The sequence below is a fragment of the Azorhizobium oxalatiphilum genome (assembly GCF_014635325.1).
GTDB classification, from domain to species: domain Bacteria; phylum Pseudomonadota; class Alphaproteobacteria; order Rhizobiales; family Xanthobacteraceae; genus Azorhizobium; species Azorhizobium oxalatiphilum.
The window spans coordinates 1,268,617-1,293,759 of the sequence record NZ_BMCT01000001.1; the positions used below are offsets into that span (position 1 = coordinate 1,268,617).

At 68.4% G+C, this 25,143-nt stretch carries 20 protein-coding genes; 8 read left to right on the forward strand and 12 right to left on the reverse strand.

The genetic code is table 11. The features are described 5' to 3' along the window. Positions 1–167: 167 nt before the first annotated feature. Positions 168–1,106 carry a hypothetical protein gene (locus tag IEW24_RS05780; RefSeq protein WP_188576241.1) on the reverse strand — a complete coding sequence of 313 codons (939 nt, stop codon included), beginning with the start codon at positions 1,104–1,106 and terminating at the stop codon, positions 168–170. Between the two features lie 106 nt (positions 1,107–1,212). Further along, positions 1,213–2,190: a DUF1194 domain-containing protein gene (locus IEW24_RS05785; RefSeq protein ID WP_373870012.1), complete on the reverse strand. Its 978-nt coding sequence runs from the start codon at positions 2,188–2,190 to the stop codon at positions 1,213–1,215. A gap of 223 nt (positions 2,191–2,413) precedes the next feature. Between IEW24_RS05785 and IEW24_RS05790 the strand changes: the two genes are divergently transcribed. Then, on the forward strand, positions 2,414–2,683 hold the full coding sequence (locus IEW24_RS05790; RefSeq protein WP_188576243.1) for a helix-turn-helix domain-containing protein: 270 nt from the start codon (positions 2,414–2,416) through the stop codon (positions 2,681–2,683). A 357-nt stretch (positions 2,684–3,040) separates the two neighbouring features. On the opposite strand, the gene IEW24_RS05795 is transcribed toward IEW24_RS05790, so the two are convergent. Together IEW24_RS05795 and aspT are read right to left on the reverse strand one after the other, a co-directional pair. Further along, positions 3,041–4,636, reverse strand: coding sequence for a bifunctional aspartate transaminase/aspartate 4-decarboxylase (locus IEW24_RS05795; RefSeq protein WP_188576245.1), 1,596 nt, complete (start codon positions 4,634–4,636; stop codon positions 3,041–3,043). A gap of 20 nt (positions 4,637–4,656) precedes the next feature. Beyond that, a complete protein-coding gene (gene aspT / locus IEW24_RS05800; RefSeq protein ID WP_188576247.1) occupies positions 4,657–6,345 on the reverse strand; it encodes an aspartate-alanine antiporter in 1,689 nt (562 codons plus the stop codon). A gap of 10 nt (positions 6,346–6,355) precedes the next feature. On the opposite strand from aspT, the gene IEW24_RS05805 reads away from it, so the two are divergent. After that, the gene (locus tag IEW24_RS05805; protein WP_188576250.1) at positions 6,356–6,562 is read left to right on the forward strand and encodes a hypothetical protein; all 207 of its coding nucleotides are present in this window, start codon (positions 6,356–6,358) and stop codon (positions 6,560–6,562) included. A 260-nt stretch (positions 6,563–6,822) separates the two neighbouring features. Beyond that, positions 6,823–7,350 (forward strand): hypothetical protein, encoded by a 528-nt coding sequence (locus tag IEW24_RS05810; protein WP_188576253.1) that lies wholly within the window; start codon positions 6,823–6,825, stop codon positions 7,348–7,350. Between the two features lie 75 nt (positions 7,351–7,425). On the opposite strand, the gene ribB is transcribed toward IEW24_RS05810, so the two are convergent. After that, complete coding sequence (gene ribB / locus IEW24_RS05815) at positions 7,426–8,736, reverse strand: 3,4-dihydroxy-2-butanone-4-phosphate synthase (RefSeq protein ID WP_188576255.1); 1,311 nt, start codon at positions 8,734–8,736, stop codon at positions 7,426–7,428. Between the two features lie 149 nt (positions 8,737–8,885). On the opposite strand from ribB, the gene IEW24_RS05820 reads away from it, so the two are divergent. The 3 genes from IEW24_RS05820 to IEW24_RS05830 all read left to right on the forward strand — a co-directional run bounded on the left by IEW24_RS05820 (position 8,886) and on the right by IEW24_RS05830 (position 11,080). Continuing rightward, positions 8,886–9,440 carry a DUF4240 domain-containing protein gene (locus tag IEW24_RS05820; protein ID WP_188576257.1) on the forward strand — a complete coding sequence of 185 codons (555 nt, stop codon included), beginning with the start codon at positions 8,886–8,888 and terminating at the stop codon, positions 9,438–9,440. Positions 9,441–9,615: 175 nt separating this feature from the next. After that, the gene (gene surE / locus IEW24_RS05825; RefSeq protein WP_188576258.1) at positions 9,616–10,386 is read left to right on the forward strand and encodes a 5'/3'-nucleotidase SurE; all 771 of its coding nucleotides are present in this window, start codon (positions 9,616–9,618) and stop codon (positions 10,384–10,386) included. A 109-nt stretch (positions 10,387–10,495) separates the two neighbouring features. Continuing rightward, entirely contained in the window at positions 10,496–11,080 is a 585-nt protein-coding gene (locus IEW24_RS05830) for a sugar O-acetyltransferase (RefSeq protein ID WP_188576260.1), read from the forward strand. Here IEW24_RS05830 and IEW24_RS05835 read toward each other — a convergent pair. After that, on the reverse strand, positions 11,065–12,663 hold the full coding sequence (locus tag IEW24_RS05835) for an ABC-F family ATP-binding cassette domain-containing protein (RefSeq protein ID WP_188576262.1): 1,599 nt from the start codon (positions 12,661–12,663) through the stop codon (positions 11,065–11,067). The genes IEW24_RS05830 and IEW24_RS05835 overlap by 16 nt on opposite strands. Before the next feature lie 569 nt (positions 12,664–13,232). Between IEW24_RS05835 and IEW24_RS05840 the strand changes: the two genes are divergently transcribed. Both IEW24_RS05840 and mfd read left to right on the forward strand, forming a co-directional pair. Continuing rightward, a complete protein-coding gene (locus IEW24_RS05840) occupies positions 13,233–13,529 on the forward strand; it encodes an FAD assembly factor SdhE (protein WP_188576264.1) in 297 nt (98 codons plus the stop codon). A 76-nt stretch (positions 13,530–13,605) separates the two neighbouring features. Further along, positions 13,606–17,121: a transcription-repair coupling factor gene (mfd, locus tag IEW24_RS05845; protein WP_188576266.1), complete on the forward strand. Its 3,516-nt coding sequence runs from the start codon at positions 13,606–13,608 to the stop codon at positions 17,119–17,121. 280 nt (positions 17,122–17,401) lie between these two features. On the opposite strand, the gene IEW24_RS05850 is transcribed toward mfd, so the two are convergent. From IEW24_RS05850 to IEW24_RS05875, 6 genes are all read right to left on the reverse strand, one after another. Continuing rightward, positions 17,402–18,448 (reverse strand): FecCD family ABC transporter permease, encoded by a 1,047-nt coding sequence (locus IEW24_RS05850; protein WP_188576267.1) that lies wholly within the window; start codon positions 18,446–18,448, stop codon positions 17,402–17,404. A 271-nt stretch (positions 18,449–18,719) separates the two neighbouring features. Then, positions 18,720–19,730, reverse strand: a complete 1,011-nt coding sequence (locus IEW24_RS05855) for an iron chelate uptake ABC transporter family permease subunit (RefSeq protein ID WP_188576269.1) — start codon at positions 19,728–19,730, stop codon at positions 18,720–18,722. After that, a complete protein-coding gene (locus IEW24_RS05860) occupies positions 19,727–20,659 on the reverse strand; it encodes an ABC transporter substrate-binding protein (protein ID WP_188576271.1) in 933 nt (310 codons plus the stop codon). Before IEW24_RS05860 ends, IEW24_RS05855 begins: the two co-directional genes overlap by 4 nt. A 5-nt stretch (positions 20,660–20,664) precedes the next feature. Then, positions 20,665–23,112 (reverse strand): TonB-dependent receptor, encoded by a 2,448-nt coding sequence (locus IEW24_RS05865; protein ID WP_188576273.1) that lies wholly within the window; start codon positions 23,110–23,112, stop codon positions 20,665–20,667. A gap of 248 nt (positions 23,113–23,360) precedes the next feature. Further along, positions 23,361–24,416 (reverse strand): FecR family protein, encoded by a 1,056-nt coding sequence (locus IEW24_RS05870; RefSeq protein ID WP_188576276.1) that lies wholly within the window; start codon positions 24,414–24,416, stop codon positions 23,361–23,363. A gap of 65 nt (positions 24,417–24,481) precedes the next feature. Next, on the reverse strand, positions 24,482–25,006 hold the full coding sequence (locus tag IEW24_RS05875) for an RNA polymerase sigma factor (protein ID WP_188576277.1): 525 nt from the start codon (positions 25,004–25,006) through the stop codon (positions 24,482–24,484). Positions 25,007–25,143: the final 137 nt, after the last annotated feature.

Here is a 25,143-nt window from a genome sequence, read left to right on the forward strand (position 1 = left end):
CTTCTGCCGCAAGGCGCGGCCTGCTGAGCGCCTGCCCAGTGTGCCATCGGATGGCCACAGATGGACAGGGACATGTCCGCGCCATGGGACAGTGGCGCGGGCGACACACGGCGATGCGTGCGATGGAGAGGCGCGGAAGGGATGCACGGGCCTCCGTTCTGCCGGGCTCACGGTGCCGAGGCGGCTCGCAATATTTCCTGCTCATAAGCCACGATGAACGGGAGGCTGGTTTTCACCTGCTCATCACGCTCCCTGGCATCCTTGTAGGGAGGGTGCCAATAGCCGAGATTGTGAAGGGCTTCATGCGCGATCTTGGAAGCCCAGAAGGATGGATTGTCGAAGCTGTCGCTTCCCGATGACATTTTGTCTGTGCTCAGACGAATGTACAGAAAGGATCCGGGAGGTGATAGCCGATTTAATTGCGTGTCAGGGCGATAGTAAAAATCATGATATCCACCGCCCCACCAAGTCTGGTCGGAGTAAGAGGAGATCACCAGCGCGGGGCGGCGATCCGCAGGTCCTGTGAGGGCGTGCTTCATTTCGTCGTAGAATGCTTCCGCGCTCACGGGCTTCAAGCGGCTCTTCAAGTACAGCCGATACCCGTTCGTAACGCCGGTGACGGTTCCGTCCGTGACTGTTCGGCTGGGAGTGGGAAGAGGATTGTCCGCAGCCCGGCGGAAGGCATTTTCGATGACCTCCCTGTTCAGGGCGGTCTTCAGAAAGAGGTGCCCGGCTTTTTCAAGAACCGGCTTCATATGTTCCGGAAAGGCCGGGTCGAGAATGAGTGACATCGCTCTGCCGGATGCGGGGTCTTCCACATTCGGAGCCAGGCGGCTGAAGTCTCTCAGGGAAAAATATTGAGCGAGGGCGCGATTGAGCTGGAGGGTCTTCTCATCTGCTTCGGCGGTTCTGCGGGCCGTATCCAGCTTTTCGATTTCAGCGATACGCAGCTTGAAATCATCGATCTGCTCCGCCCGAAGCAGATCGGAATAAGGTTCGTTTTGCCAGATCCATTGAGGCAGCCAAATGGGGTAACGGTCCTCAGCATTGGCGCCCGTAAGCGATGCCAGAGTGAGAGCTGTCACCATTAGAGAAATATAGCGCACCGTTCATTCCCCCCAACCCAAGGAGGGAATGTAAATTTAGGTTGCATAAATTGGAAGTAGTATTTGGGTTTGCTGTATCCCTTTCGGGAGCGACGCCCCGCCCCGCTCAATTATTCCAGCGCTCGCCCCAGATGCGCTCGCCCACGGTGCAGGAGACGCGGGGCGGGTTGACGGCCGGAACCACCAGGGGCGCGCGCGGCGGTGGCTTCACGCCCGCCACCTCGAGAACCATCTTGGTCTTGATGGCGCGGATGAATTCCTCGCGCTCGCGCACCGGGATGACGAAGGCGCCGGGGCCGCCGATCACGCAGTCCTCGTAATATTGATCGAGGTTCTCGATATCGAGGGACGCGGAATTGGGCCGCTTCAGCATCAGGGGCAGGCCGTTGATGGTGATGCCGCGCGATACCACCTCGTCGCGGGTGGTATCGACGCGCGGGCCCTGATTGTTCACCCCGTCGCCGGAGACGTCGATCACCTGCCGGAGCGCCTTGTAGCCACTGTCCGGAAACAGCGCCGCCGAGAACAGCAGGCCGCCGGAAATGGAGGTGCGGTAGACCCGGCGTAGCGGGGCGCTGGCGATCTCGGCGGAAACGGCGCGGGCGCTCTCCGGCCCGTCGATCATCCGCCACGGCATCACCAGCTTCTGCTCGCCATCTCCAGCCCATTCCACATAGGCGACGATGATGCGCCCGTTGGGGCCGAGCTTCAGGGCGGTGAGGAATTCCGGGGAGACGAGGGCCTGCGCATAGCCTTCCCGTTGCAGCGCCTGCTCCTCCACATCCATGGAATAGGAGACGTCCACCGCCAGCACGAGGGCCACGTCCACCGTGGGCAGGGCGGTGGAGCGGGAGACGCCGGCCGCCTGCGCCATGGGGAGGGGCAGGGCGCCGGCAAGACCTGCGGCAAGAGCGGCGGCGAGGGCGAGGCAGGCGAAGCGACGTCCTCGATGAGGGCGATCCGCCTCGCGGCCCTCGGCGATGCGGGAACCGATGGTGCGGCGCGCTTCCATGCGGGAACCAATGGTTCGGCGCCCGATGGTCAAGCCGTTCTCGATCCAGCGTCTGACTGTCCAGCGTCCCATTCGGCAGCCTCCGCTACCGGCTCGGCGGCCGGCTCAGGCGTGCGACACTTTGGTCATGCTGCCATTGATACGGTCGCGGCAAAAGAGCGGATGTTGCCAGATCGCCGCGTGTTCATATGACCTCGCGGAAGGGCTGGCGCCCCCTGTTACCGGCAGGGCGTGGCACGGGCCATGTCGGGTGCTGCCGCCCGGCCATCCGCCCCGTCTGCGGCAGGGGGCCGGAATGCCTGCGGCAGCGCCCGCCGCCGGTCAGCGGCGCAGGCTTTCCGCCACAGCCACGGCATCCACCCCGGCCGGCTGGCGCATGGGGGCGGCGGGATCGGTCGCCGCCCGCCATCTGGTGGCCGGCGGGCGGGAGAGCATGGCCGGGATCGCGCTGAAGGTGGGCTATGGCCCGGCGAGCGCCGTCTCCGCCGCCTTCGCCCGCCACGTTGGCCTTCCGCCCGCCCGATATGCGCAGCAGGCGCTGATGGGGCAGGTGCTGGCGGGATAGGTGCTGGCGCTCCAGGGGGTATGAGCGAGGCAGGTGAGGCGCGTGTGGCGAGAGTGCGCGGGCATCGGATGTCGCGCCGTGCCCCCTCCCTAACCCTCCCCCGCAAGCGGGAGAGGGGACCTGTTGCGCAGGCGAGGTGGGGAGTGCCCGGACGACGGGCCTTGGAATGCAATATTGAGCGGTTGAAAAACACAGCCTGGGCTTTCACCTGCGGGCGGGAAAGCCCTCTCCCGCTTGCGGGGGAGGGTTGGGAGGGGGCAGCGTGGGGCGCCACACACAGGCGGCCGCCCTCCGATCGGCGTTTGCGGCCGCTCGCCGATCCGCCCTCCCGCACGCCCTGCCTCAGGCTGCCCCGCCTCACCCCTTCCCCTTCTCCTTCCTGAACTCCGCATAGCGCTCATCCGCCATGCCGCGCAGGGCCCGGCCGATGGCCGCGTATTCATATTCGTTGAGGTTCGCCAGAGACGCGCGCCCCGCCGATTGCTGGGCGCCGAAGCCGCTGCCCGGCAGCAGCACGATGCCCGTCTCGTCCGCGATGCGGAACAGGAAATCGCTCGCGCCCGGACGCTTCACCAGCCAGTCGGAGAATTCGTCACCATAGATCTTGCGCGCGATCTCCTTCATGTCGAGCAAGGTGTAATAATCCACCGCGTTCGGATCGCTCTCCGGCTCCAGCCCCAGCTCGCGATAGAGGGCGGCCTCGCGGCGGCGGATCAGGGTTTTGAGTTCCTTCTTGTAACCATCGCCCGCATCCATGAGCGCGAACAGCGAGAACAGAACCATCTGCACCTGTTGCGGCGTGGAGAGGCCGGCGGTGTGGTTGAGCGCCACCGCGCGGCTGTCGGCGACCAGCCGATCAATAAAGCGCAGCGAGCGCACATCCGGCAGCAGCGAGCCGTAGCGGACATCCATCTCCTTCTTGAAGTCCTCGGGCAGGGCCTCAAGCTGCGCGTCCATCACATTCTGCTTGTGGGCGGCGATGACGCCCAGCCGCCAGCCGGTGCAGCCGAAATACTTCGAGAAGGAATAGACCAGCAGGGTGTTGCGCGGGCACACGGCGAACAGCGAATGGAAATCGTCCGCAAACGTGCCGTAGACATCGTCGGTGAGGATGATGAGGTCCGGCCGCTCCTTCACGATTTCGGCGATGCGGGCAAGGCCGGCATCGTCCATCTTCACCGATGGCGGGTTGGAGGGATTGACGCAGAAGAACACCTTCACCGCCGGATCGCGCAGCTTGTCCAGCTCCGCGTCCGAATACTGCCAGCCGGCGTTGGGATCGGCATTGATGGCCACTTCATGCAGGCCGTATTCGGCCAGCTCCGGGATCTCGATATAGGGCGTGAAGACAGGGAGGCCGATGGCCACCTTGTCGCCGCGCTTCACGAGGCCGTTCTGCTTCATGGTGTTGAAGATATAGGCCATGGCGGCGGTGCCGCCCTCCACCGCAAACAGGTCGACGCTGCCGCTCGGTATGAAGCCGCCGATCATTTCCTTGACGATGTACTCGCGCACGATCTTTTCAGACAGCTTCAGCATGCGCGGCGGCACAGGATAATTGCTGCCCAGAATGCCCTCCACCATCTCATGCAGGAAGGCGGAGCCATCGAGGCCGATCTGGTCGCGCACATAGGAGAGGGCACGGCCGAGGAAGACCACGCCGGGCTGGTCCTGATGATCGGACACGAAACGCTCGAACCGGCCCTCGATGCCCTCGATCTTGGGCAGCCCTCCGATGCCGTTGGGCATGTAGGAGAAGGAGAGTTCCGCCTCGGCGGTGGCGAACAGGCCGAGGCGGAAGAAAGCCCGCCGGGGCAGGGTGGCGAGAAAGTTCGGGTTGCCGCGCCCGGCATTCAGCATCAGCCGGTTCTCGCGCGAGGAGGCGAGCTTGATCAGCTCATCCTTCAGCTCGAACGGGCTCAGCTTCGCATATTGCGCATAGTCGGTTGTCATGATCGTCCCTCCCGAAACGCTCACGCGAAGGCCACCACCAGCGGGCCGAGCAGCGTGAGGAAGACGTTGGCGAGCGCATAGGTGATGGCGAACGGCGTGGTGGGGATGGAGTTTCCGGCCTTGTCCAGCACCTCGCCGAAGGCGGGGTTGGCGCTGCGCGAGCCGGACAGGGCGCCGGCGAAGATGGCGGCGTTGTCGTAGCGCAGCACATAGCGGCCGAAGAGCATGGTGATGACCAGGGGCACGATGGTCACGACCACGCCGATGAGAAACAGCGAGATGCCCCGATCGGCGATGGTGCTCACCGCCTGCAGGCCCGATTGCAGGCCCACCACCGCCACGAAGCCGGCAAGGCCGAGATCGCGCAGCAAGGTGGAGGCGCCCGTGGGCATGTTGCCGATGGCAAGGTTGCGGGTGCGGATCCAGCCGAACAGCAGGCCCGCCAGCAGCGCGCCGCCGCCCGAGCCCAGCGTGAGCGGAATGGAGCCGAGGCGGATGACGATGAGGCCGATGAGCAGGCCCACCACGAGGCCGAGGCCGTGGAAGACGAAATCGGTCTTGTCGGAGGGAATGATCGGCGCGCCCACCACCTTGACCACGCGCTGCACGTCGTCGGCGGAGCCGTAGAAGGTGGCCACGTCCCCCGGCTGGATCAGCGTGTCCGGCGTCAGGGGCAGCGGCTGGCCGCCGCGCTTGACCGCCAGCAGATAGATGCCGTGGCGCGTCTCCGGTTTGGTGGCGGCGCGGATCTCGCCGATGGTGCGCTTGGTGAGCTCCGGATTGGTGACGGCCACGTCGCGGGTCAGCGTCACCACGTCCATGCCCTCGGAGGACTGGATCTCCGGCCCGATGGCGTCTTCAAGGCCCACCACGCCCGCGCGGCGGCCCACCACCAGCACGATGTCGCCGGTTTCCAGCTTGAGATCCGGCTGAAGGCCGATGATGGCCCCCTTCCGCTTCACCCGCTCGATGCAGACATCGCCGGGGGTCGTGTCCCCCTCCAGCCCCGCCACGGTGCTGCCGGCGGCGCGCTCCACCTTGTAGAGGCGGCCCACCAGGTCCGGCAGCGCCGGCTGCTCGCCGGTGCCGAACACATGGGCGCCGGCCAGCAGCTCCGCCTCGGCCTTCAGCGCATCGTCATGGATGGTGCGGCCCATCAGCCATTGCAGGCCGTTGACGCACACGAGGATGGCCCCGAACGAGCCGAAGATGTAGGTGACGGCATAGCCCACGGCCACATTGCCCTGCAGGCGCTGCACCTCGTCCGCCGCCAGCCCCAGCTTGGAGATGGCCGCACCGGCGGTGCCGATGATGGCGGACTGGGTGAGCCCGCCCGCAGCCACGCCCGCCGCCAGCCCCTTGTCGAGCCCGAACAGGCGGGCCATGACGATGACGGTGAGCAGGCCGGAGAGGGCCAGCACCGCCGCCATGAGGATTTCGCGCAGCGACTTGCGGCCCAGCGAGCGGAAGAATTGCGGCCCGCTCTCGAAGCCCACCGCATAGATGAACAGGGCGAAGAGGACGGATTTCACCCCGTTGTCGATCTTCACGCCCACCTGGCTGATGATGACGGCGGCCAGCAGCGAGCCGGCGACCCCGCCCAGCTGGAACTTGCCGAACTGGAACTTGCCGATCCAGTAGCCGACGGCCAGCGACAGGAAGAGCGCGATCTCGGGGGACTGGTTGAGGATGTAATGCAGCCAGGACATGTGCGCCTCCATGGAGTGGATCGACAGCTCACAAGACGGCAAGGCCTCGAAAAGCAAATCCGCAATGGCAATGGCGCGACCGGCAAAAAGGGAAGACCGGCAACAGGCACGAACAGGAAAAAAGGGCACGGAAAAAGCGACACGAACCGAACCGGGAAGACGGCAGAGGTATGCGCGGCAGCCGCCCTTGCGGGGGCAGGAATATCTGGAACGCTGAACCCGAAACGCATGGCGTGAAATAGCGGGCCCAACGGCCCGAACGCCCTGAACGCAAGCCTCCCGGACGGGGAGGGGAAGATAGCTTGAAACGGCTAAATTATTGGGAACGCTCTATTTCCTAGCCACTATCAAGGCAGAAACTTAAGTTGTCCGCAAGCCTTTTGCTCGCCCGCGCTGCATTATCTGCTAAGCTTGCGGGATCGCTGGGAATTGCTGCGGTGCGGTGCCCGTTGTGCACGCGATCAAGTGGGGGCGCCCATGATTTTCGACAGTCCGCTGGCATTGAAGGCCCTGCGCGAGGTGGCGGCGGGGGAGCTGCTGGTGGTGGACTGGACCGACGCCCGCGGCGTCGCGCTGGTGATCAGCATCACAACAGAGGGGGTGCTGCTGATTCCCTTGTCCGATCCTCCCGGCGGCACCTCGGCCATGGAAGCGGTGCTGCACGGGCCGCAGGCCGGCACGCGCTGCCTGTCCTATGGCCATGACTGGGTTCTGCGCCCCATGGCGTCGCCGGCTCTGATCGCCTTCGAGCCCGATCCCGGCCCCGGCGCGGGCGTGGTGCATCTGACCGACGCCGGCCCGGTGCTGGGCTTCCGGCAGGCGCCCGCAGGCACGACGGATGCGGTCCCGGTGGCGGGCTACAATCTGGCGGGCGGCGGCACGGTGGCGGCCATCGCGCCGCCTTATGCCTCGATCTTCGACTGGGACATCTACCCCTCCGCGCGCGCCGCCGCCGATCCCGATGCCCGGCCGCTGGTCAGCTTCCGCTACAAGGGGGTGGGGTAGGGGCGGGCTGAAACGCGAACGGCGCGCCATAAGGCGCGCCGTTGCTGTCTCGAAGACGGCCGGAAGTCGGTCGCCTCAGCCTTCCAGGTGCTCGGTCTCGGTGATCTCGATGCCGAAGCCGGACAGGCCCACATAGGTGCGCGCCTTGGAGGCCATGAGGCGGATGGAGGTGACGCCGAGATCGCGCAGGATCTGCGCGCCGAGGCCGACCTCGCGCCAGTGGGCATCGCGCTCCACCTCGCTGGAGCTCTTCTCGCCCGCGCCGATGGCGGTGGCGGGCACGCCCGCCGTGCCGTCGCGCAGATAGACCAGCACGCCCCGGCCTTCCTGCTTGATGCGCTCCAGCGCCTTCTGGATCACCTTGGCGCCGCCGAAGGCGTCGGAGACCGGATCGGCGCGGTGCAGGCGCACCAGCACGTTCTCGCCATCGCCGATGCGGCCATAGACGAGGGCGAGGTGGTTCACCTGATCGAACGGGGTGAGATAGGAGAAGCCCTGCATCTCGCCGACCGAGGTGGGCACCGGGAATTCGGCGGCCCGCGTCACCAGCTTCTCGCGCGCCTGCCGGTAGGCGATGATGTCGGCCACCGAGATGGAGAGCAGATTGTGCTCCTGCGCGAAGGCCGCCACCTGCGGGCCGCGCTTCACGGTGCCGTCGTCATTCACCAACTCGGCGATGACGCCGATGGGCGGCACGTTGGCGAGGCGGCACAGGTCCACAGCGGCTTCCGTGTGGCCGGAGCGCATGAGCACGCCGCCTTCCTTGGCGATGAGCGGGAAGACGTGGCCGGGGCGCACGAAATCGGCGGCGCCCATGTTGGGATTGGCGAGCGCGCGCACGGTGTTGGTGCGCTCTTCCGCCGAGATGCCGGTGGTGGTGCCGTGCTTCACGTCGATGGAGACGGTGAAGGCGGTGCCGAGCGGGGCGTCATTGTTCGACACCATGGGGTCGAGGCGCAGGCGCTTGGCCTCGGAGGGCGGCAGCGGCGTGCAGACGATGCCCGACGTGTGGCGGATCAGGAAGGCGAGCTTCGCCGGGGTGGCCTGCGAGGCGGCGAGGATGAGATCGCCTTCATTCTCACGGTCGTCGTCATCGGTGACGACGATGATCTCGCCACGGGCGATGGCTTCGATGGCGAGCTGGACGCGGGACTGGGCAGTGTCGATCACGGGAAGACCTCGGATGCTCGGGGCGGGCAGCCCCAGAAAGTCATTGGGCGTTACCTGATGGCCGGTGGCGTCGGCGATCTTCAGCGCGCTCTCGCGGGAGAGCCAGGCGCTGTCGTCATTGCACAAGGCTGTGACGCTGGCGGGCGAGAGGCCCACCTGCCGGGCAAAGGCGCTGCGGGTGACGCCGGCATTCAGGAGCCAGTCGGCGAGTTTCATGACAGCAGGTTTAGCAGAGGCGAATTTCAGCGGCAATGAAAAGCTGGATCATTTCAGTGTGACTGAAATTCGTGCGGACGGTAGGGACTGACCGCGCCCGGCGCGAGCGCCGCCTTAAGCTGCCGGACGAATCCTGAGGAGATCCGCTTATGGCCGCCATCACCCGGCTCCAGCCCGCCCGCACCCTCGCCTCGGATGCCGACCGGACATGGTTCTGGACCCGCATCGACGCCACGCTGCCTGCCGACGTGGGCGACCAGTGCGCGCGCCTCGCCACGCAGCTGGAGCCGCTCACCGACCAGGAACTGGTGGACTTCATCCATCTGTTCCATGGCGTGAAGAACCAGCTCTATTCCTGGCGCCTGTGGGCGGCGGCCTATCTGATGAACGGCGGCTGCTCTGACGACGGCTTCATGGATTTCCGCAGCTGGCTGATCTCACGGGGGCAGGCGATCACGGAAGCGGCCATGCGCGACCCGGACACGCTCGCCGCCCTCGGGGTGGAGATGGACGAGGCCACCTTCGAGCCGTTCGGCTATGTGATGTCCGATGCCTTCCGGGCGCGGGCCGGCGGTTCCTTCCCCGCCATCGCTGGCGAGGCGGCCAGCGACGAACCGGCCGATCCGGACTGGGGATTCGATTTCGAGGACGGCGCGGAGATGGAGCGGCGGCTGCCGAAGCTCGCCGCCGAATATCTCGCCTGATCCGCGCCTTGCGGCCGGTCGGGCCGGGGCGGCTTTTCGTTTCGTTGCAGTCCCGCGCCCCAGCCTGTAAGCACCGCCTGACCTTCGGCCCGGCCGGAGGACGGACAGGGGGCGGATCGGGTCGGAGGCAGTCCGATCGGTGCATCCGCCTCCCGTGCTCAGGCGGAGGCGGCGCATGCGTATTCTTGTGACCAATGACGATGGCATCCACGCGCCGGGGCTCGATGCCTGCGCCCGCATCGCCGCTGCTTTGTCCGATGACGTGTGGGTGGTGGCCCCCGAGACCGACCAGTCCGGCGTTGCCCATTCGCTCTCGCTCAACGATCCGCTGCGCCTGCGCCAGGTGGGCGAGCGGCGCTATGCGGTGAAGGGCACGCCCACCGACTGCGTGATCATGGCCGTGCGCCATCTGCTCATCGACAATCCGCCCGATCTCGTGCTCTCCGGCGTCAACCGGGGCCAGAACATCGCCGAGGACGTGAGCTATTCCGGCACGGTGGCGGCCGCCATCGAGGGCACCATTCTCGGCATTCCCTCCATCGCTTTGTCGCAGTCCTTCGGGCCGGCGACGCGGGACAATCCGACCTATGCCACCGCCGAGGCGCATGGCCCCAAGGTGGTGCGCACGCTGCTGGACGAGGGCATTCCGGCGGGCATTCTGGTGAATGTGAATTTCCCGGATCGCCTGCCCGATCAGGTGGCGGGCATCGCCGTGACCGCGCAGGGCCGGCGCGACCAGAAGCTCATGCGCATCGAGCCGCGCAAGGACGGGCGGGGCAACGATTATTTCTGGATCGCCTTCGAGCGCCGCACCTCGCCCACCTCTCCGGGCTCCGACGTGCGGGCACTGGAGGAGGGCCGCATCTCGGTGACGCCGCTGCGCGTGGAGCAGACCGACGAGCCGCTGATGACCCGGCTGGCGCAGGTTTTTGAAGGCGTGAAGTAGGCCGCCTCCGCCGAAGCCGGCGAAAAAACATCGAACAGGATGGCGCTCTCGGGCGTTGCAGAGCTGAAGCCGGACAATCCGGCGTTGCTGCAACAGGGGAGGACCAGCAATGGCGCGCACTGAACGGGACAGGATGCTGGCGGGCGAGCTTTATCTCGCCGCCGATCCGGAACTGGTGGCCGAGCGCCGAGCCGCCGCAGACTGGATGGCCCGCTACAATGCGCTCGGCCTTTCGGACGCCGAACGTCTCGCGCTACTGCGCGAGCGCTTCGCCAGCGTGGGCGAGGCGGTGGAGCTGCGCGCGCCCTTCTTCTGCGACTATGGCGGCAATATCGAGCTGGGCGACCGGGTGTTCCTCAATTTCAACTGCGTCATCCTCGACGTGGTGAAAGTGACCATCGGCGACGGCACGCAGATCGGCCCCGCCGTGCAGATCCTGACCGCCGATCATCCCCGCGATGCCGCCGAGCGCGCCTCGGGGCTGGAATTCGGAAAATCCATCGTCATCGGCCGCGACGTTTGGATCGGCGGCGGCGCCATCATCCTGCCCGGCGTGCATGTGGGCGACAACGCCATCATCGGCGCCGGCAGCGTGGTGACGAAGGACGTGCCGCGCGGCGCCACTGTGGTGGGCAATCCCGCCCGGCAGGTTGGCGGGCGGCCGGTGGCGATCCCGTCTCAGGCCATGGGCTGAGATCCCGTAAGCACCAGCCGCCGCCCGATGCCGATGGCATCGAGAAAGGCGTCGTCATGGCTCGCCACCAGCAGGGCGCCGTCGAAATCCCGCAGCGCCTCTTCCAGCACTTCGATGGAGGCGAGGTCGAGATGATTGGTAGGCTCGTCCAGCATCAGCAGCCACGGCGGTTGCGCGCCCGCCAGCAGGCAGGCGAGGCCCGCCCGCAGCCGCTCACCGCCGGAGAGGGCGGCCACCGCCTTCTCCGCATCGCGATTGCGGAAGGCGAAGCGGGCGCAGGCCGCATGCGCCGCCTGCCGTTCCAGCGCCGGATTGAGACGGCGGAAATTCTCCACGATGCTCAGCGCCGGATCGAGCAGCCGCACATGCTGGTCCAGCAGCGCAACGCGCCCTGTTGATCGGCGCGCAATGCCGGTGGCGGGCGCCGCCAGCCCCGCCGCCACCCGGAGCAGGCTGGATTTGCCCGCGCCGTTGCGCCCCGTGAGGGCCACCCGCTCCGGCCCGTGCAGGGCCAGCGTCCACGGGCCGAGGGTACGCCCGCCCGCATGGAGCGTCGCGTTTTCCAGCGCCAGCACTTCCGTTCCCGCCGGCAGGCCGGTGGGCGGCAAGGCAATGGTGAGGGGCGTGAGCACCTCCACCTGCGCGCGGGCGGCTTCAAGCCTTGCCTCGGCCTCGCCGATCTGCCGCTCCCCGATGCGCTGAAGCTGGCCGCCGGTGGCCTCCGCGCGGGCGGCGCGGGCGCCCAGCAGGATCTTGGGCTCGGAGCCCTTCGCCGCGAAGCTGCGGCCGGCCTTGTCGCGCCGGTCTTTCGCCTCGCGCTGCTGCTGGCGGGCGCGGGCGGCGTCTCTCAAGCCTGCCTCGGAGCGCTCCAGCTCCTGCGTGGCGCGCGTGCGCTCGGCGGCGCGGGCGGCCGCGAACGCGCTCCAGCCGCCGCCGAAGATGCGGATGCCGATGGGGCTCAGCTCGACGATGCGGTCCATCTGCTCAAGCAGGGCGCGGTCGTGGCTCGCCACCAGCACGCCGCCCCGCCAGTCACTGACGAGCGCCGCGATGGCGGCGCGGCCATCGGCATCGAGATTGTTGGTGGGTTCGTCCAGCAGCAGCAGGTCCGGCTGTTCGAGGCGCAGGCGGGCGATGCCGATGCGCGTGCGCTCGCCGCCGGAGAGCGTGCCCATGGCGCGCTCCAGATCCATGCCCGGCAGGCCGACCGCCGCCAGCGCTGCGGCAAGGTTCGCCTCAAGCTCCCAGTCAGCAGTCTCGAAATCCTCCGCCCCGCCGTCGCCGGCTAGGATGCGGGCGAGCGCCTTCAAGCCTTCGGCCACGCCGAGGGCTTCGGCCACCGTTTCCTGCGCGGGCCACTCCTGCGCGAGGCTGCCCATGCGGCCGGCACGCAGAATGGAGCCGGCGGCGGGCGGCATCGCCCCGGCGATGAGCCGCAGCAGCGTGGACTTGCCGCAGCCGTTGCGACCGATCAGGCCGACGCGCTCGGGGCCGACGGACAGGCTCAGATCATGGAAGAGGCGCTGGCCGTCAGGCGTGGTGGCGGAAACGGAGTCGAGCGTGAGGAAGGAGGTGCGTGACATGAGGTGCCGTGAAGCTGGAGCGGGCGCATGGGTTCGACTGGGTCATGCGGCTGCTGTTCACGACACGGGCTCCTTCCCTCTGGATCGGTGGGCACTCTAGCGGCGGGCGGGGGCAAAGTTAAGGCGCGCCGGTAGCTATGTCTCCGAGCTGCCACCCGGACTGCCCCCTCCCAACCCTCCCCCGCACCGAAGTCGGATGTTTCCGACTTCGGCACCTTGTTGCCGAAACCGGCATGAGCCGGTTTCAGGCGGGAGAGGGCTTTTCTGGCAGGCGCGGGAGAGAGGGCGGGCCTTGCGGCCACGCGCGACAGGTCCCCTCTCCCGCTTGCGGGGGAGGGTTAGGGAGGGGGCAAAGGCGCGCCCGAACCGATGGCCGGCCGCCAGTCTTAGGCTCTCCACCGCAAGCCCTGTCCCCAACCCCACCCCCCAGCCACGCGCCCGGCCTCTCTCTGCCAGCCATGCGCCGCCCGCGCTTCCGCCATCCCCGCATTGCCTCTATATACGCCTCAACGGACGGGCCTCGCGGCCCGGCCGCGTTCGTGTTTGTCAGTCGCGAGAGGAGAGGCCCCATGTCGGGAAGCGAGATTTCGAGCGCCGGTCTGGATGTGCGGCGCCGCCGCATCATGTTCCGCGCCTGGCACCGGGGCACCCGCGAGATGGACCTCATCATGGGTCGCTTCGCCGATGCCCATATCTCGCTCCTCACCGAGGACGAGGTGGATGCCTTCGAGCAGATGCTGCTGATCGAGGATCCGGACCTGTTCAACTGGGTGAGCGGCTCCATCCCCGCCCCCGAAGAGGTGGCGACCCCGCTGTTCCGCCGCATCCAGGGGTGGCACCTCGCCGGCGGCTCGTTACCTGACTGAGCGCGCCAAGCGCTTTGCCGGACTGAGCGCCCCTCAAGCCCCCGTCGCCCGCCGCTGTTTGATTGGATAGACCCCCGTGAAGCGTCCCCGTTCCCTCGCCGAAGATCTCGCTCCGGGCCGTCCCCTCACGCTCTCCCGCGTGCCGGAGGGCATGGAGGGGCTGGTGGTGGCGGACCTTGCCCGCAGCGCCGCCGCCAGGAAGGATGCGCCGTGGCCGAGCCTCACCATCATCTGCCGCGACGGCCGCCGCCTCGCGGCGCTGGAGCGCGGGCTCGCCTTCTTCGCGCCCGAGATCGAGGTGCTGAGCTTCCCCTCGTGGGACTGCCTGCCCTATGACCGCGCCTCGCCCAACGCCGCCATCACCTCCCGCCGCATGGCGACGCTGGCGCGCCTTGCCCGCGTGAAGGGCGGCTCGGTGAGCGTGCTGCTCACCACGGTGAACGCCACCGTGCAACGGGTGCCGGCGCGCGAGCTGCTGGCGGCGCAGTCGCTTTCCGCCCGGCCGGGCAATGCCATCGCGCTGGAAGGCGTGACCGAATGGGCCGAGCGCAACGGCTATCTGCGCACGCCCACCGTGCGCGACACCGGCGAATATGCGGTGCGCGGCGGCCTGATCGACCTGTTCCCGCCCGGCCTCGATGCGCCGATCCGGCTCGATTTCTTTGGCGATACGCTGGAGAGCATCCGCGCGTTCGATCCCGAGACCCAGCGCTCCTCCGGCACGTTGTCCGCGCTGGAGCTGGTGCCCATGGCTGAGTTCCAGCTCACCACCGAGACCATGCGCCGCTTCCGCATGGCGTATCTGGCTGAGTTCGGCGCCAACACCAAGGGCGACACGCTTTATGAGGCGGTGAGCGAAGGCCGCCGCCATGCGGGCATGGAGCACTGGCTGCCGCTGTTCCACACCGGCCTCGACACGCTGTTCGACTATCTGGACGGCACGCCCCTCGTGATCGAGGCGCAGGCCGAGGATGCCGCCGCCGAGCGCATCGGCCAGATCGGCGATTATTACGCCGCCCGGCAGGAGGCGCTGACCTCCGGCGCGCCGGGCGCGGTCTACAAGCCGCTGCCGCCCGATCGTCTGTATCTGACGGAGAAGGAATGGCGCGGGGCGCTGGAGCGCACCCCGCTTGCCCGCATCACCCCGTTCGCCGTGCCTGAAAGCGGGGCGGGCAAGGTGATCGACGTGGCCGGCGTGGAAGGCCGCTCCTTCGCCGCCGAGCGGGCGGACCCGGAGGCCAATGTCTTCGACGCCGCCATCGCCCATGTGCGCGAACTGCAGGAGCAGCGCAAGAAGGTGATCCTCGCCGGCTGGTCGGAAGGCTCGCGCGAGCGCCTCGCCACCGTGATGGCTGATCACGGGCTCAAGGGACTGGTGCCGATCTCCAAGTTCGCCACCGTGGAGCCGACCCCGCGCGACAAGGTGACGCTCGCCATCTACGGCCTTGAGCGCGGCTTCGTGACGCCGGACTTCGCCATCCTCGGCGAGCAGGACATTCTCGGCGACCGCCTCGTGCGCCCGAAGCGCAAGGCGCGCCGCCCGCAGGACGTGATCGGCGAGCTGACCTCGCTCACCGCCGGCGACCTCGTGGTGCATGTGGACCACGGCATCGGCCGCTTCATCGGCCTGAAAGCCATCGAGGCCATGGGCGCCCCCCATGACTGCCTTGAGCTGCATTATGCCGGCGGCGACAAGCTGTTCCTGCCGGTGGAGAATCTCGAACTGCTGACCCGCTACGGCTCGGAGGATACCGAGGCGCAGCTCGACAAGCTGGGCGGCGGCGGCTGGCAGCAGCGCAAGGCGCGCATGAAGAAGCGCATCCGCGAGATGGCGGGTGAGCTGATCAAGATCGCGGCCGCGCGCAAGCTGTCGCAGGCGCCGCGCCTCGTGCCCGCCGCCGGTCTCTATGACGAGTTCCGCGCCGGCTTCCCCTATGAGGAGACGGACGATCAGGAAGCCGCCATCGAGGCGGTGCTGGACGATCTCTCCTCCGGCCATCCCATGGATCGCCTCGTGTGCGGCGACGTGGGCTTCGGCAAGACCGAAGTGGCGCTGCGCGCCGCCTTCGCGGTGGCGCTGTCCGGCAAGCAGGTGGCGGTGGTGGTGCCCACCACACTGCTCGCCCGCCAGCATTTCCGCACCTTTGCGGAACGCTTCAAGGACCTGCCGGTGAATGTGGCGCAGGCCTCCCGCATGGTGACGGGCAAGGACCTCACCGCCGTGAAGAAGGGCCTTGCCGACGGCACCGTGGACATCGTGGTCGGCACCCATGCGCTCTTGAGCAAGAGCATCCAGTTCAAGGATCTGGGCATCGTCATCGTGGACGAGGAGCAGCATTTCGGCGTCGCCCACAAGGAGCGCCTGAAGGCCCTGCGCGCCGAAGTGCATGTGCTGACCCTGACCGCGACCCCGATCCCGCGCACGCTGCAGCTCGCCATGACCGGCGTGCGTGAGCTGTCGCTCATCGCCACCCCGCCGGTGGACCGCCTCGCGGTGCGCACCTTCATCACCCCGTTCGACCCTTTGATCGTGCGCGAGGCGCTGCTGCGCGAGCGCTATCGCGGCGGCCAGAGTTTCTATGTGGTGCCGCGCATCGACGATCTCGCCGAGGTGCGCGAGTTCCTCGAAAAGTCGGTGCCGGAAGTGAAGGTGGCGGTGGCCCACGGCCAGATGGCGGCGGGCACGCTGGAAGACATCATGACCGCCTTCTACGACGGCCAGTATGATGTGCTGCTCTCCACCACCATCGTGGAGAGCGGGCTCGACGTGCCCAATGCCAACACGCTGATCGTGCACCGCGCCGACATGTTCGGCCTCGCCCAGCTCTACCAGTTGCGCGGGCGCGTGGGCCGGGCCAAGGCGCGCGCCTATGCCATCTTCTCCGTGCCGGCCACCAAGCCCGTGACCACGCAGGCGGAGCGGCGCCTGAAGGTGCTGCAATCGCTTGAAAATCTGGGCGCGGGCTTCCAGCTCGCCAGCCACGATCTGGACATTCGCGGCGCGGGCAACCTGCTCGGCGACGAGCAGTCCGGCCACATCAAGGAAGTGGGCTACGAACTCTATCAGGAGATGCTGGAGGAGGCGATCGCGCATCTGAAGGCCGGCATCACCGATTATGTGGACGACAAGTGGTCGCCCAACATCACCATCGGCATGCCGGTGCTGATCCCGGAGGATTACGTCACCGATCTGCACGTGCGCCTCGCGCTCTACCGGCGTCTTGCGGACATCACCGAGGATGCGGAGCTGGATGCCTTCGGCGCCGAACTGGTGGACCGCTTCGGCCCCGCGCCGGAGGAGGTTTCCCACCTGCTGCGCCTCTCGCAGATCAAGACGCTGGCGCGCCGCGCGAACGTGGAGAAGGTGGACGCCGGCCCGAAGGGCGTGGTGCTGGCCTTCCGCGAGAACCAGTTCGCCGATCCGTCCGGCCTTGTGCAGATGATCAATGCCGAGGGCCCGCAGGCCAAGGTGCGGCCGGACTTCAAGGTGGTGTTCCTGCGCGACTGGGCCAATGCGGAAGCCCGCGTGAAGGGCACGCTGCAGGTGCTGCGCAAGCTCGCCCAGCTGGTGGAGAAGCGCAAGGTGGCGTGAGGGGCGAGGGGCGGTCCGGGCAGTCAGTCACGTTGTCGGGGCTTGCGGCCCTTATGGTCGTGTTCGCACCCTCTCCACTCGTCATGCCCGGGCTTGACCCGGGCATCCACGTCCCTCCGCCGGGTGGGGCGTGGACATGTTCGCGAACGGTCGCCGCTTGCCGGTTCTCGCGCGGGCCGCTGTCGGCCTGACGTGGATCCCCGGATCAAGTCCGGGGATGACGATGCTCTGTTGGGTGGACGCGGTGTTCCATACTTGGGCAAATGCTTATCATCGCTTCCTATCCCCGCTCCCCCCGCAGCCGCGCCCGCAGGAAGGCCGCGAAATAGAGCCCGCCCACCGCCGCCGTCACCGCGCCCACGGGGAGTACGCGCGGGGCGAAGGCGGTGCGGGCGAGGAGGTCGCTACCCATCAGGAACACCGCACCGGTGAGGCCAGAGGCCAGAAGCGGCAGCCCCGGCCCACCGGACAGCCGCCGTGCCACCTGCGGGGCGATGAGGGCGACGAAGCCGATGGGGCCGGCCAGCAAGGTCGCGATGGCGGTGAGCAGAAGGCCGAGACCGGCCAGCGCCAGTTGTGCCCGGCCGACCCGCAGGCCCAGCGCCTGCGCCTTGTCCGGCCCCAGCTCCAGAGCCCGCACCGCGCGGGCGGCGGCCAGCACCAGTGGCAGGATGCCCGCCAGCAGCATCGCGCCCAGCGCGAGGCGGCCGGCATCCATGCCCGCCAGCGTGCCGAGCTTCCAGCTCGCCGCCGCCACCGCCGCATCCAGCCGCACGGTCATGATGATCCAGTCGTTGAGCGCCGTGAACAGTGCCCCCACCGCGATGCCGATGAGCACCAGCTTTCCCGGCTGCGCGTGCCCCGGCCCGGCGCAGCCATAGACGAGGCCGCCGGCCAGCAGCCCGCCCGCGAAGGCGGCCGCCGCCATCAGCACCGGGCCGCCGCCGGCAAGCAGGACGAGGAGCGCGCCGGTGAAGGAGCCGGCATCGAAGCCGATCACATCCGGGCTGCCCAGCGGATTGCGCAGCAGGGTCTGGAACAGCGCGCCCGCAAGGCCGAGCGCCAGCCCCACCAGCAGGCCGCCGGCAATGCGCGGCAGGCGCCACTCCATGACCACGAGATGCAGATCCGGCCCGCCGGTGCCGGCGAGGGCGCGGAGCACGTCGGCAGGGGCAAGGCGCAGCGTGCCGAGGGAGAGCCCGGCCAGTGCCAGCAGGGCGCAGGCGGCGAGCAGCGCGAGGCAGACGATGAGCGCGCGCGGGCGCACCGGCAGGGACAGGCCACCGACGCGCAGGGCGGGGCGGCGGGGCAGGGGGGTGTCGCTCATAGCCCCTTTGGAAATCCCCATCAGCTTGCAGCCATGCGCATTGTGACCGGCCTCGCCTGCCCCCTCCCAACCCTCCCCGCACAGAAGTCGGATGTTTCCGACTTCTGCACCTCGTTGCCGCAACCGGCAGGAGCCGGTTGCAAGCGGGAGAGGGCTTTCCCCGCCAGGCTTTCGAACCGGTCAGGACTGTTGGCGCGACAGGCTCCCTCTCCCGCTTGCGGGGGAGGGTTGGGGAGGGGGAAGGGTCCGGCGGACATTCTCAAACGGGTGCTCACAGGGCCACCCGGCGCCAGCGCAGGCGGGCGAGCGCGATGAGCACCGGCGCACCGATGAGTGCCGTCACCACGCCCGCCGGCACTTCGGAGGGGGCGGCGAGGCTACGGCCCAGCGCATCGGCGGCGATCAGCAGGGCCGCGCCAAGCACGGCGGCATTGGCCAGCACCTGCCGCTCATCGGCAAGGGTGAGGCGGCGGGCCATGTGCGGGGCGGCGAGGCCCACGAAGGCGATGGGGCCGGCGGCGGCGGTGGCACCGCCCGCCAGCAGGATCACCGCAAGCAGGGACAGCACTTGTGTGCGCGCCACGGAGAGGCCCAGCGCCGCCGCCCGGTCCGCGCCCAGCGTCAGCACGTTGAGCCGGGGGGCAAGGAGCGCCGCCAGCGCCAGCCCGGCGCCGATGGCGGGCAGCACGGCGGGCAGGATGACACGCGCATCGCCCGCCAGCGCGCCCACGCGCCAGTTGCGCACGAGGTCGAACCGTTCGGGATCGGACAGCGCGAACCCCTGCGCGAGGCCGAAGCACAGCGCGCCCACGGCGACACCCGCCAGCGTGAGCTGCACCGGGGGCACGCCGCCCTTCAGGCCGCCGGCGACTGTTCCCACCGCCAGCGCAGCGAGCCCCGCGCCCATCGCCGCCAGCGCGAGCAGGGCGCCGGTGCCGGTGAGGCCCAGCACGCCGGCGCCCACCACCACGGCGAGGCTCGCCCCGGCATTGATGCCCAGCAGGCCGGGATCGCCCAAAGGGTTGCGGGTGGCGGACTGGATGATGGCGCCGGCCACCGCCAGCGCGGCCCCCACCGCCAGCCCCAGCAGCACGCGGGGCAGGCGCAGCTCGCGCACGATGATCAGCGCCTCATCGGAGCCCTGGCCCATGAGTGCCGACAGCACGGCGGCGGGGGAGAGCGGCTTTGCCCCCGCCGCCAGCCCGGCCAGAACGGCGAGGGCGAGCAAAGCGAGGCTGAGGGCGAGCACGCCGGCCGCGCGCAGGAGGCGACGGGGTCTCATGCGGTGGCCCGCGCATAGAGCGCATCATACGCGGTGGCGAGATAGGCGGCGGTGTAGCAGGCGCCGAAGGTGCAATTGCCCTTCACGATCTCCACCCGCCCGGCACGCACGGCAGGCAGGCGCTGCCACAGCGCCTCGCGCGTGAGCGCCTCAAGCGCGCCATTGCCGAAATCCTGCAACAGCATGGCGTCCGCGGGGCCGAGCACGTCGCCCAGTGCCTCCAGCGCCACCTCGCCATAGGGGCCGAGGCGGGCGGCATCGATGCCATGGCCGCCCAGTTCCGCCAGCACCTGCGCCGGCATCACCTGCCCGTAGCCGGTGCCCGCCGTACTCACCATGGTTCGCCGCTTGATGGGATCGAACCAGATCGCGGCCACGAGGTTTTTGGCGATTGCCGCGCCATGGCGGGCGCGGATGGAGGCGATGACGGCGGCATGGGCGGCGATGGTCTTTTCCGCCAGCGCCTCCCGGCCGAGCCATTGGCCGAGGCTGGCGAGGTTCTCCTGCCAGGTGAGCCGGTGATTGCTGGGCAGCACCGGGGCGATGGCGGCAAGGCGCGTGAGCGGCCACCAGTCGGAGGCGGGCGCGGTGTCCGGACAGAGGATGAGATCGGGTTTGAGCGCAAGGATCTGCTCAAGGTCCGGCGGGGCGGCGAGGAAGGGCACGCTGGCGGGCACCGGCACCCATGGCCGGGCGCGGCTGTGGCTGTAGCCGATGAGCGGCAGATCGAGGGCGAGGGCGCATTCCAGGCTGATGCGGCTGTCGATGGCGATCACACGCTGCGGGTCGGCGGGGATGCCTGTGGCGCCGGGCGGCGTGCCGGCCCGCGTCTGCGCGGGGGCGGCAGCGGCGAGCCGGAACGCAGGCACGGCGCCCCCGAGGCCCATCAGGCCCCCGAGCACGCCGCGCCGGGAGATGCCCCTCCCCATGGAACTCAGAACTGGAACGTGGTCGAGATCTGGAAGGTCCGCGCCTCGCTGGGATAGAGCAGGCCGAAGCCGGGATAGACCGTCCAGTAGCCCTTGTTGAAGGCGTTGATCAGGTTCGCCTGCACGATCACCGGCTTGCCGCCCTCGCGCTCGAAGGCATAGCGGGCGCCGAAATCGAACGTGGTCCAGGCGGGGAGCTTCTGGTTGTTGATGCTGTTGGCCCAGGCCGCACCCGTGGCGTTCAGGCGGCCGGTCAAAGTGAGGTTCTTCAGGAAGAAGGGATCCCACTCCAGCCCCAGATTGGCGGTGTAGTCCGGCGTGCCGGTGGGCGTCTTGCCGTCATAGGTGCCGTTGGCGGTACGGGTGTTCTCCGCATCCAGCAGCACGAAGCCGCCGAGTACCCGCAGGTCGGGCCGGATCTCGCCCGCCACGTCGAACTCAAGGCCGCGATAGACGGTCTCGCCATCGGCGGTGAAGGTGTTGGTGGCGAGGTTGGCGATACCGGACTGCTGGGTGGTGTGGAACAGGCTCACCGTGGTCAGCAGCTTGCCCCAATCCACCTTCACGCCGGCCTCATACTGCTTGGTCACATAAGGCGGCAGCACCTCGCCGCCATTGGCATAGGTGGTGGGCACCACCACGCCGGCGGTGAGGCCCTCCGCATAGCTGGCGTAGAGGGAGACGTTCTCCCACGGCTTCACCACCAGGCCGATCATGGGGGTGAGGGCGTCGCTGTCGTTGAGGCTGGTCTGCGCGCCGGTGGCGATGCTGTAATTCTCCACATGCACATATTGCTGGCGCAGGCCGAGCGTGAGCTGGATGCGCTCATCCAGCACCGAGAGCGTGTCGGAGACGGCATAGGAGGTGAAGGTGATGGAGCTTTGCTGCGCCGGCACCATGAAGGGCACCGTGGGCTCGGCCACGAAGGCGGGATTGTAGATGTTGGAGGCGCTGACCGGCAGCGCGAAGGCGCCGGAGGGCTGGTTGGCCTGGCTGCGGTCGAAGATGTAGGTGTTGGCGGCCAGCGTCACCTTGTGGTTCAGCGGGCCGGTATCGAATTCGCCGCGCACGCCGGTCTCGCCCGAGCGGCGGGAGATGTCGATGAGATAGCGCGAGGTGGTGGCGGTGAAATTGCCGTTGGTCTGCAGGTTGGTGCCCGCCTGCACCAGCTGGTCCCAGTCCGTGGTGTCGAAGCCGGCCTTGGCATAGGCGGTCCAGTTGGGGGCGAAGTCATACTCCGCCGTTGCGAGGCCGTAGGTATCGGTGAAGTCCGAATAGTTCCACGGCGAAACCCAGGCATGGGTGGGCGCGGGGGCTTTGGCGATGGGCGGGCAGATCGCCGCGTTGCAGGCGGCCGGCGTCACCGTGTTGTTCATGCGGTCGGTGTTGAGCACCTGATGACCGAAATCCAGCGACCAGCGGAATTTCTCGCCGCGATAGTCCACACCCACCGTGCCGTTGAGCAGCTCCTGCGACTGCTGGGCGATGGGGGTGTCGCCGTCGCGATAATAGAGGTTGGCGCGCACGCCCAGCTCGTTGGCGGCGCCGAAGCGCCGGCCCACATCCAGATGGCCGCCGAACTGGGCATCGCTCATATAGATGGTGGTCAGGTTGGTGAGCGGCGTGTCACCCGCGCGCTTGGGCACCAGATTGATCACCGCGCCGACGCCCGAGGGCGAGATGCCGCCGATGAAGGCGCCGGGGCCTTTGAGGATCTCCACCCGCTCGATGCCGGCGAGCGTGGACTGGCTGTTGGGGGCGATGCCGAACAGGCCCTGATAGGCGATGGCGCCATTGCCCACCTGCACGCCGCGCACCAGGAAATAGTTGGCGTTGCCGACGTTTGTGGGGTCCACGTTGCGGATGGCGGGATCGTTGCGCACCACGTCCGCCACCGATTGCGCGCCCTGCTCCTGGATGAGCTTGGAGGTGTAGTTGGTGACGGTGAAGGGCGTGTCCATGACGCTACGCTCGCCCAGCACGCCGAGGCCGCCGCCGGTGGCGATCAGGCCGCCGGCATAGGGCGCGGGGAGGCGATCGCCGGTCACGTCCACGGTGTCGAGCGCGATGGCGCCGTCCGTGCCGCCCGCAAGGCCGGCGCGGGGGGCTGCGGGATCATAGATCTGCACGGTGGTGGCGTTGCTGAAGCGATAGGTGAGGCCGCTGCCGGCCAGCAGCATCTCCACAGCCTGTCCGGCGGTCATGGAACCGCGCACCGCATTGCCGGTGCGCGAGGCGGCGGGGGTCTCGGCGAAGACCACGTCGATGCCGGTCACGCGCACGATGTCGTTCATGGCCGCGCGGATGGATTTCTGGGGGATGTTGAAGCTGAAGGTCTGCGCCTGCGCCTGCGCGACGGCGGGCGCCATCGTGGCGGTGCCTGCGGTCGCGAGCGCCAGAAACGTGCTCGCGAGCCACTGCGCCTTCGTGCCGGCTCCGGTGCTGCCCTTCATCCCACCCATCCCTTCAACGCGACTGGCCCCGCGCAAGCGCGCCCCGAACCGGGGCCGCGCGGCGTGCTCTCATCTGTCTGTCGCCTGCCGGGCGGGGACACCCTCACGGATTTTCGGAATTTTTTCGAGGGGGCGGGGAGGGGCAGCGGGCATGGGCGACGTGTCCCTCAGGTCAGGCACCAGCTCTGTTAGGCGCGGCTGGGAGGGGCAGGCCGGGCGGAACCCAGCCGGGCGCAACCCTTTCCTCCTCAAGGTCCGATCACCGTCACCTTGCCGAGGCTGTGCATGGGGAAGCCCACCGTGGCGCGTACGGCGGCCAGCGCCGCGTCGGTGTCGCGCAGGGAGATGTTGCCGCTCACCCGCATGTCGGCCAGCGTGGAGGACAACAGCACGATGCGGCCGTCCCGATAGCGGCCGATGCGCTCCAGCACATCCGCCAGCCGCGCGTTGGTGAAGATGTAGCGCCCCGTGCGCCACGCCATCGCCTCGTCCACATCCACCTGCCGCAGCGGGCCGAGGCCGGCGGCGCCGTAGTCCACGCTCTCGCCGGGCTTCAGCAGCACGTCCTGCGTGCGGTCGGTGAGGTCCACCTTCAGGCTGCCGGTGGCGAGCGTCACGGTCACGCCTTCGGCATCGCTCTCGTGGGCGGCCACCTCGAAGGTGGTGCCGAGCACACGGGCCTCGCCGTTGCGGGCCTCCACGATGAAGGGCACGGGTCCCTTCTGGACTTGGAAGAAGGCTGTGCCGCGCAGCAGGTTCACCCGGCGCGCCTTGAGGCTGAGCGTCACGTCGATGGCGCTGTCCGCATCCAGCAGAACGGTGGAGCCGTCGGCGAGCGCGACCGTGCGCATCTGACCGCGCGGGGCCACGTGGTCGGCCGCCAGATCCTGCAGCAGGTGGGGATGGTCGAGCCACAGCCAGCCGCCCAGCAGCAGCGCGGCGAGCCCCAGCGCGATGCCGGAGGCGGCCTTGCCCATGCGGCGCTTGCGGCGGATATCCTCGATGCGCGCCAGCGGCCCGGCGAGCACGCCCGTCTCCGGCCCGGGCAAGGGGCTGGACAGATCGGCGGAGAGCGGGCCGAGCTGATCCCAGAAGGCGCGCACATCCGCATAGGCGTCCGCATGGGCGGGGGCGGCGAGCCAGTTCGCGAAATCCTGCCGGTCGGCGGAGGAGGGGCGGCCGTTCATGCGCGTGAACCAGGCCACCGCTTCCTTTTCCACCCGCGCGCTTTCCACCCGCGCATCGGCGGGCGCGGCATCGGCGCTTCCTCCGGCGGCGGGAAAGGTGGGTGAGCGGCTGGTCATGTCCTTGTCCGTTGCCGGAACCTCGGGGGTGTCAAAGCTCTGGAGGCGGATTTACGGGGCGGATTTCACCTGCCCCGATCCGGCTCCAGCGTCGCCCGCAGCGCCAGCAGCGTGCGGGCGATGTCGCGTTCCACCGTGGCATAGGAGATGCCAAGCGCTTCGGCAATCTCGTCATAGGTGCACTGGTGCATGCGGTTCAGCAGGAACACCTGACGGGTGCGGGCGGGCAGGGCCGCCAGCGTCTCCAGCAGCCGGCCGAGATCCTGCCGCGCGGCCACCACCTGATCGGGCGGGGCGATGGGGGCGGCATACTGTTCCTCGGTGAGGGTTTCCAGCAGGCGGCTGCGCCGCAGCTCGGCGCGGTGCAGGCTGATGGCGGCGAATTTGGTGGCGCCGGACAGATAAGCGGCCGAATAGCTGCTCTCGCCGCGCGTGCGCGCCCACAAAGCCGCGAATACCTCCTGCACCACATCGGCCGCATGCGCAGGGCCGACCCGGCGCGCGGCGAGACGTTCGAGCCGGCGCTGCTCGGCGCTGTACAGACGCTCGAAATCCTCAAGGCGCGCGGCCGTGTCCAGCGGCTTGGACATGAAGAAGGGATCCCCACAGCGACGCAATAAGATCGCAAGCTGTTTTTAACATCCCGACATTCCGGCATCAATCTACTTACTTTATAAGTATTATAATCTGAATTTTGTGAAAATCATTTCCAATTGTCCGGCGGGTC